Here is an 8084-nt window from a genome sequence, read left to right on the forward strand (position 1 = left end):
GCCTCACACCCGGGGGGGGCCACCCCCCCCCCCCCGAGTCCTGGTGGGATCCCGGGGGTGGGGGCTCGCCCCGCGATAGCTTCACTGAATGTTACAGCGCAGCGATCCGCGCATGCTGCTCGGTGAAGTTGGCCAGGGCCTGTTCCGACTCGGCCAGCTTGGCGCGCTCTTTCTCGATCACGGCAGGCGGGGCCTTGTCGACGAAGGCGGCGTTGGACAGCTTGCCGCCCACGCGCTGGACTTCGCCCTGCAGGCGCTGGATTTCCTTGTTCAGGCGTGCAAGCTCGGCGTCCTTGTCGATCAGGCCGGCCATCGGTACCAGCACTTGCAGGTCACCCACCAGCGCGGTGGCCGACAGCGGTGCTTCGTCCTGTTCGCCCAGCACGGTGAACGACTCGACCTTGGCCAGTTTCTTCAGCAGGGCTTCGTTCTCCTGCAGGCGGCGCTGGTCGTCGGCGTTGGCGTTCTTCAGGAACAGCGGCAGCGGCTTGCCCGGGCCGATGTTCATCTCGGCGCGGATGTTGCGCAGGCCGACCATCAGCTCCTTGAGCCATTCGATGTCGCCTTCGGCGGCGGCGTCGATGCGGCTCTCGTTCGCTTCAGGCCATGGCTGCAGCATGATGGTCTTGCCGTCGATGCCAGCCAGTGGCGCGATGCGCTGCCAGATTTCTTCGGTGATGAACGGCATGAACGGGTGGGCCAGGCGCAGCGCCACTTCCAGCACGCGCACCAGGGTGCGACGGGTGCCGCGGGCGCGCTCGACCGGGGCGTTCTCGTCCCACAGCACCGGCTTGGACAGCTCCAGGTACCAGTCGCAGTACTGGTTCCAGATGAACTCGTACAGCGCCTGGCTGGCCAGGTCGAAGCGGAACTGCTCGAGCTGGCGAGTCACTTCGGCTTCGGTGCGCTGCAGCTGCGAGATGATCCAGCGATCAGCCAGCGACAGCTCGTAGGCCTCGCCGTTCTGGCCGCAGTCCTCGCCCTTGTCCAGCACGTAGCGGGCGGCGTTCCAGATCTTGTTGCAGAAGTTGCGGTAACCCTCGACACGGCCCATGTCGAACTTGATGTCACGGCCGGTGGAGGCCAGCGAGCAGAAGGTGAAGCGCAGGGCGTCGGTGCCGTAGCTGGCGATACCTTCGGGGAACTCGGCCTTGGTCTGCTTGGCGATCTTCTCGGCAAGCTTGGGCTGCATCATGCCGCTGGTGCGTTTTTCCAGCAGGGCGTCGAGGGTGATGCCGTCGACGATGTCCAGCGGGTCGAGCACGTTACCCTTGGACTTGGACATCTTCTGGCCCTGGCCATCACGCACCAGGCCGTGCACGTACACGGTCTTGAACGGGACCTGCGGGGTGCCGTCTTCGTTCTTGATCAGGTGCATGGTCAGCATGATCATCCGGGCGACCCAGAAGAAAATGATGTCGAAGCCGGTGACCAGCACGTCGGTGGAGTGGAACTTCTTGAGGAACTCGGTCTGTTCCGGCCAGCCCAGAGTGGAGAAGGTCCACAGGCCCGAGCTGAACCAGGTGTCGAGCACGTCGTCATCCTGGCGCAGTTGCACATCGCTGCCCAGGTTGTGCTTGGCGCGCACTTCGGCCTCGTCGCGGCCGACATAGACCTGGCCGGCCTCGTCGTACCAGGCCGGGATGCGGTGGCCCCACCACAGCTGGCGGCTGATGCACCAGTCCTGGATGTCACGCATCCAGGAGAAGTACATGTTCTCGTACTGTTTCGGCACGAACTGGATACGGCCGTCTTCCACGGCGGCAATGGCCGGTTCGGCCAGCGGCTTGGTGGATACGTACCACTGGTCGGTCAGCCACGGCTCGATGACTGTGCCGGAACGGTCGCCCTTCGGTACTTTCAGGGCGTGATCGTCGATGCTGACCAGCAGGCCCTGGGCGTCGAGGTCGGCAACGATCTGTTTGCGCGCGACGAAGCGGTCGAGGGTGGCGTACTGCGCGGGTAGGCTGGTATCGATCTGCTCGTTGACGCTGCCGTCGAGGTTGAACGCCTGGGCACTGGCCAGCACCATCGCATTCTTGTCGAAGATGTTCAGCAGCGGCAGGTTGTGGCGCTTGCCGACTTCATAGTCGTTGAAGTCGTGAGCCGGGGTGATCTTCACGCAGCCGGTGCCGAACTCGGGGTCGCAGTAGTCGTCGGCGATGATCGGGATCAGGCGGCCGACCAGCGGCAGCTTGACGAACTTGCCGATCAGCGCCTGGTAGCGCTCGTCGTTCGGGTTGACGGCCACGGCGGCGTCACCCAGCAGGGTTTCCGGACGGGTGGTGGCGACCACCAGGTAGTCCTTGCCTTCGGCGGTCTTGGCGCCGTCGGCCAGCGGGTAGCGCAGGTTCCACAGGTGGCCTTTCTCGTCGTGGTTTTCCACTTCGAGGTCGGAGATCGCCGTGTGCAGTTTGGTGTCCCAGTTGACCAGGCGCTTGCCGCGGTAGATCAGGCCGTCTTCATGCAGGCGCACGAAGGCTTCCTTGACCGCGTCCGACAGGCCGTCGTCCATGGTGAAGCGCTCGCGGCTCCAGTCCACCGAAGAGCCCAGGCGGCGGATCTGGCGGCTGATGTTGCCACCGGACTGATCCTTCCACTCCCAGACCTTCTCCAGGAACTTGTCGCGGCCCAGGTCGTGGCGGTTCTGGCCTTTGGCTTCCAGCTGGCGCTCGACGAGCATCTGGGTGGCGATACCGGCGTGGTCGGTGCCTGGCTGCCACAGGGTGTCGCGGCCCTGCATGCGGCGGAAGCGGATCAGGGCGTCCATGATCGCGTTGTTGAAGCCATGACCCATGTGCAGGCTGCCGGTGACGTTCGGCGGCGGGATCATGATGGTGTAGGACTCGCCTGCACCTTGTGGGGCGAAATAGTTCTCGGACTCCCAGGTGTTGTACCAGGAAGTTTCGATGGCGTGCGGCTGGTAGGTCTTGTCCATGCGCGGCGGGACCCTATGGCATTTGTTCAGGAAAGCCGGGAAGTATACAACGGCGAGACGGCAGGGGACACGGTGTAGTGACATTGCACCGAGTGAGGCTTTTCGCGGGTAAACCCGCTCCCACAGGTACAGTGCTGCACTCACGGACTGCGGTGTACGTGTGGGTGCGGGTTTACCCGCGAAGAAGGCGCTGAAAGGGGCAGCTTATTCGGAGCGCTTGAGCAGGCGTTCCAGGCGCGCATCCAGCCGGCGCTTGATCTCGGTCTCGATATGCGGGGTGAAGTCGTTGATCACGTCCTGCATGATCTGCGCGGCGGCGGCACGCAGTTCGGCGTCCAGGTGCAGCAGGGTGTCCTGGCGGCGGGTCTGGGCATCCTCTTCGGGGGCCGCAGCGGCTGTCGCCTGGGCGACTGGCGGTGCGCCGGCGGGCTCATCGAGCAACAGTGGAATCTGCTCAACCGTCTCGGTCAGCAGCGGCGGTTGCAGGTTGGCGTCACCCAGCAGTTCGCGAATCGATTCGAGATCGTCGAGCAGGTGGGCGGAATGGGTGAGGGAGTTCAGCTGCTTATCCATCGTCGTCAGAGTCGCTGTAAGCGGTGGTCTTGCAGAGCATAGCCCTGTTCGCGGTAGAAACGGAATCGTTCTCGGGCGGCCTGGCGGATCGCCGGTGCCTCGACGACGATTTCGGCGACTCGCTCGAACTGCTTGGCGAACCCGGGCACATCGCCGCCCAGGTTGATCAGCAGGTCACGGTGCTCGCCGGCATCGCTGCCGACGCCCAGCGCCACGCGGGCGTCCGGGTGCAGTTCGGCGTGGTCGTGGGGCACGAATGCCTCGCCCTTGAACTGCCACAGGCGCAGGTCCAGTTCGGTGCGTTGCGCCTCGTCCTGGCAGTGCAGGTAGACCCGGTGGCCGAGGCGCCAGGCCTTTTCACACAGCTTGCAGGCAAAATCCAGGCGCGCCGACAGCGAGTCGGTGGGCAGGATATAGAAGTCGACTTTGCTCATGGTTCGTATCGCCGGTCAGTGGCGCCAGCAGGCGCCACTGACCGTGCGCCATCAGGCGCCGGCGCGGTCGAGCAGGTACTGGGTCAGCAGTGGCACCGGGCGGCCCGAGGCCCCCTTGTCCTTGCCGCCGCTGATCCAGGCGGTGCCGGCGATGTCCAGGTGTGCCCAGTGGTAGGCCTTGGCGAAGCGCGACAGGAAGCAGCCGGCGGTGATGGTGCCGGCCTTGGGGCCGCCGATGTTGGCGATGTCGGCGAACGGGCTGTCCAGTTGCTCCTGGTACTCGTCGAACAGCGGCAGCTGCCAGGCGCGGTCGTCGGCGCGCTTGCCGGCGTCCAGCAACTGGCCGATCAACTCGTCGTTGTTGCCCATCAGGCCCGAGGTGTGGCTGCCCAGGGCGACGATGCAGGCGCCGGTCAGGGTGGCCAGGTCGATCACCGCCTGGGGCTTGAAGCGCTCGGCGTAGGTGAGGGTGTCGCACAGCACCAGGCGGCCTTCGGCGTCGGTGTTGAGGATCTCGACGGTCTGGCCGCTCATGGTGGTCACGATGTCGCCCGGGCGGGTGGCGCCGCCGCTCGGCATGTTCTCGGCGCACGCCAGCAGGCACACCAGGTTGATCGGCAACTGCAGTTCCAGCACGGCCTTGAGCGTGCCGAACACGCTGGCGGCGCCGCACATGTCGTACTTCATCTCGTCCATGCCGGCACCTGGCTTGAGGCTGATGCCGCCGGTGTCGAAAGTGATGCCCTTGCCGACCAGTACGTAAGGCTTGTCGGCTTTCTTGCCGCCCTGGTAGTTCATCACGATCAGACGCGGTGGTTGATCGCTGCCCTGGCCCACGGCATAGAACGCGCCCATGCCCAGGTCCTTGATCTTCTTCTCGTCCAGCACTTCGACCTTGAGGCCTTTGTGCGCCTTGCCCAGCTCCTTGGCCTGGTCGGCGAGGAAGCTTGGGTGGCAGATGTTCGGCGGCAGGTTGCCCAGGTCACGGGTGAAGGTCATGCCGCTGGCGATGGCGTTGGCGTGCTTGACGGCGCGCTCCACTTCGCTCTGGCCGGCTTTGTCGGCCAGCAGGGTGACTTTCTTCAGTGCACGCGGCTCGGCCTTCTGGCTCTTGAAACGGTCGAACACGTAGTTGCCGTCGAGCAGGGTTTCGGCCAGCAGGCGGTATTTGCCGTAGTGGCCGTCACGGGCGGTCACGGCGATATCGTCCAGGGCCAGCACCGCATCGGTACCGCCGAGGCCTTTGAGCACGCCGGCGACACTGGCGACCAGCTTGCGCCAGGCGCGGTCACCCAGCGCCTCTTCCTTGCCGCTGCCCACCAGCAGCACGCGCTCGGCCTTGAGGCCGGGCAGGCTGTGCAGCAGCAGGGTCTGGCCCGGCTTGCCGGCCAGGTCACCGCGCTTGAGCAGCGCACTGATGGCGCCGTCGGTGGCCTGGTCGACGGCCTTGGCGATATTGCCGAGCTTGCGCCCTTCACCCACCGGCACCACCAAGGTGGCGGTCTTGACGGATGCGGCGGCTACGCTTTTTACAACCAGTTCCATGTCTGGATCCCCGAATGGTCTGTGAGTGGGCGCTGTCTTTCGCAGGCGCTCGGAATACGGGGCTGGCGGCCTTTGCCGGCCAGCGGAAAAGCTGCCAGTTTGAGCCTGGCGCAACCTTCATGACAACCCCGATGTGCTCTGTCATGCGCGGCCAAGTGACAGGCGCCGTCAATCACAGGATAATGCGCGCACTTTACATGGAGGTTCGCCTTGGCGAACCGGCATTGGTCCTGGCTGTTGCGAATCGTTCGTATGGCTGTCCGCCCCTGACAACCCAGGAGTGTCTGGTTTGATCGTCTTTCGTTATCTGTCCCGCGAGGTCCTGCTGACCTTGAGCGCCGTCAGCGCCGTGCTGTTGGTGATCATCATGAGCGGGCGCTTCATCAAGTACCTGGCCCAGGCCGCCCAGGGCGTGCTCGACCCGAGCGTGCTGTTCCTGATCATGGGCTACCGCCTGCCGGGTTTCCTGCAGCTGATCCTGCCCTTGGGCCTGTTCCTCGGCATCCTGCTCGCCTATGGCCGGCTCTATCTCGAAAGCGAGATGACCGTGCTCTCGGCCACGGGCATGAGCCAGCAACGCCTGCTGGCAATGACCATGGCGCCGGCGGCGCTGGTCGCCCTGCTGGTGGCCTGGCTGAGCCTGAGCCTGGCGCCGCTCGGCGTGGCCCAGGTGCAGAAGATCATTGCCCAGCAGGATGCGCTGACCGAGTTCGACACCCTGGTGCCGGGCCGTTTCCAGACCCTGCGTGACGGCTCCCGGGTGACCTACACCGAGCAGCTGTCCGACGACCGTATAAACCTGGCCGGGGTGTTCATCTCCGAGAAGCGCTTCAACCAGGACAAGACCAAGGACCGCGCGCCTTCGGTGCTGGTTGCCGAGAAGGGCCACCAGGAAGTGCAGGCCGACGGCAACCGCTACCTGGTGCTGGAGAACGGCTACCGCTATGACGGCAACCCCGGCCAGGCCGACTACCGTGCGATCAAGTACGACACCTACGGTGTGCTGCTGCCCAAGCCGGAAGTCGCCGAAGACGTGACCGAGCGTGAAGCGATCCCCACCTCCCAGTTGCTCGGCCAGAACGGTACGCGTGAGCGCGCCGAACTGCAGTGGCGGCTGTCGCTGCCGCTGCTGGTGTTCGTCGTGACCCTGCTGGCGGTACCGCTGTCCCGCGTCAACCCACGCCAGGGCCGCTTCCTCAAGCTGCTGCCGGCGATTCTTCTGTACATGGCCTATCTGACGATGCTGATTTCCGTGCGTGGCGCCCTTGAGAAGGGCAAGTTGCCCATTTCACTGGGTATCTGGTGGGTCCATGGCCTGTTCCTGCTCATCGGCCTGGGGCTGATGTACTGGGAGCCGCTGCGCCTCAAGCGCGCCGCGCGCCGTGCGGAGGTGGCCCGTGGTTAAACTGGATCGCTACATCGGCCAGAGCGTGCTGCTGGCCATTCTTGCCGTGCTGGGCATCATCCTCGGCCTGGCTTCGCTGTTCGCCTTCATCGATGAGATGAGCGACCTGAGCGACACCTACACCGTGCTGGACGCCAGCAGCTACGTGCTGCTGACCGCGCCGCGCCGGCTCTACGACATGTTGCCGATGGCGGCGCTGATCGGCTGCCTGATCGGCCTGGGCAGCCTGGCCAGCAGCAGCGAACTGACCATCATGCGTGCCGCCGGTGTATCCATTGGCCGCATCGTCTGGGCGGTGATGAAGCCCATGCTGGTGCTGATGCTGGTGGGCGTGCTGATCGGCGAATACGTCGCCCCCGCTACCGAGAACAAGGCCCAGGCCGACCGCTCGCTGGCCCAGGGTGGTGGTGAGGCGCAAAGCTCCAAGCGCGGCATGTGGCATCGCCAGGGCGAAGAGTTCGTGCACATCAACTCGGTGCAGCCCAACGGCCTGCTGCTGGGTGTCACCCGTTACCGCTTCGACGACCAGCGCAAGATCCTCACCTCGAGCTTTGCGCGCAAGGCCCAGTACAGCGACAACCGCTGGATGCTGAGCGATGTGAGCACCACTTATTTCCGTGGCGATCACACCGAAGTGGTGAAGAACGCCCAGGAACCGTGGGATGTCTCGGTCACCCCCGAGCTGCTCAACACCGTGGTGCTGGCGCCGGAGTCGCTGTCGATCACTGGCCTGTGGGACTACATCCACTACCTTTCCGACCAGGGCCTGAACAATGCCCGTTACTGGCTGGCCTTCTGGACCAAGGTGCTGCAACCGGCGGTGACGGCAGCGCTGGTGCTGATGGCGATCTCCTTCATCTTCGGGCCGCTGCGTTCGGTCACTCTCGGCCAGCGCGTGTTCACCGGTGTGCTGGTGGGCTTCGTGTTCCGCATCGCCGGCGACCTGCTTGGCCCGTCGAGCCAGGTGTTCGGCTTCCCGCCGCTGCTGGCGGTACTGATCCCGGCCGGGATCTGTGCGCTGGCGGGTGTGTGGATGTTGCGTCGGGCCGGTTGATGGCGTGACAGCAATAAAAAAGCCGACCCTTGGGTCGGCTTTTTCATTGCTGCTCTGTGTGGAGTGTGGGAGCGGCGGTTCGTGGGAGCGGGCTTGCCCCGCGATGGCCTTCGAAACGCCATCGCGGGGCAAGCC

General features: G+C 64.9%; 6 protein-coding genes. 2 read left to right on the top strand and 4 right to left on the bottom strand.

The annotated features are described in order from the left end of the window. Positions 1-91: 91 nt before the first annotated feature. The 4 genes from ABE459_RS24915 to ABE459_RS24930 all read right to left on the bottom strand — a co-directional run bounded on the left by ABE459_RS24915 (position 92) and on the right by ABE459_RS24930 (position 5490). Positions 92-2938 carry a valine--tRNA ligase gene (locus ABE459_RS24915; RefSeq protein WP_110993229.1) on the bottom strand — a complete coding sequence of 949 codons (2847 nt, stop codon included), beginning with the start codon at positions 2936-2938 and terminating at the stop codon, positions 92-94. 204 nt (positions 2939-3142) lie between these two features. After that, positions 3143-3511, bottom strand: coding sequence for a DNA polymerase III subunit chi (locus tag ABE459_RS24920; RefSeq protein ID WP_125465325.1), 369 nt, complete (start codon positions 3509-3511; stop codon positions 3143-3145). 5 nt (positions 3512-3516) lie between these two features. Further along, a complete protein-coding gene (locus ABE459_RS24925; RefSeq protein ID WP_323833881.1) occupies positions 3517-3945 on the bottom strand; it encodes a DNA polymerase III subunit chi in 429 nt (142 codons plus the stop codon). Between the two features lie 51 nt (positions 3946-3996). Beyond that, positions 3997-5490 carry a leucyl aminopeptidase gene (locus ABE459_RS24930; RefSeq protein WP_323833879.1) on the bottom strand — a complete coding sequence of 498 codons (1494 nt, stop codon included), beginning with the start codon at positions 5488-5490 and terminating at the stop codon, positions 3997-3999. 289 nt (positions 5491-5779) lie between these two features. Between ABE459_RS24930 and lptF the strand changes: the two genes are divergently transcribed. Further along, on the top strand, positions 5780-6895 hold the full coding sequence (gene lptF / locus ABE459_RS24935; protein WP_125465322.1) for an LPS export ABC transporter permease LptF: 1116 nt from the start codon (positions 5780-5782) through the stop codon (positions 6893-6895). After that, a complete protein-coding gene (gene lptG, locus ABE459_RS24940) occupies positions 6888-7949 on the top strand; it encodes an LPS export ABC transporter permease LptG (RefSeq protein ID WP_125465321.1) in 1062 nt (353 codons plus the stop codon). Before lptF ends, lptG begins: the two co-directional genes overlap by 8 nt. The last annotated feature ends 135 nt before the right edge of the window (positions 7950-8084 follow it).

Origin of the sequence: Pseudomonas sp. TWI923 (assembly GCF_039673365.1) — a bacterium.
GTDB classification, from domain to species: domain Bacteria; phylum Pseudomonadota; class Gammaproteobacteria; order Pseudomonadales; family Pseudomonadaceae; genus Aquipseudomonas; species Aquipseudomonas sichuanensis.

Bases quoted from the DNA above. Each gene is read 5' to 3' on its own strand.
- ABE459_RS24915 (WP_110993229.1), bottom strand. From the start codon at position 2,938: ATGGACAAGACCTACCAGCCGCACGCCATCGAAACTTCCTGGTACAAC.
- ABE459_RS24920 (WP_125465325.1), bottom strand. From the start codon at position 3,511: ATGGATAAGCAGCTGAACTCCCTCACCCATTCCGCCCACCTGCTCGAC.
- ABE459_RS24930 (WP_323833879.1), bottom strand. From the start codon at position 5,490: ATGGAACTGGTTGTAAAAAGCGTAGCCGCCGCATCCGTCAAGACCGCC.
- ABE459_RS24925 (WP_323833881.1), bottom strand. From the start codon at position 3,945: ATGAGCAAAGTCGACTTCTATATCCTGCCCACCGACTCGCTGTCGGCG.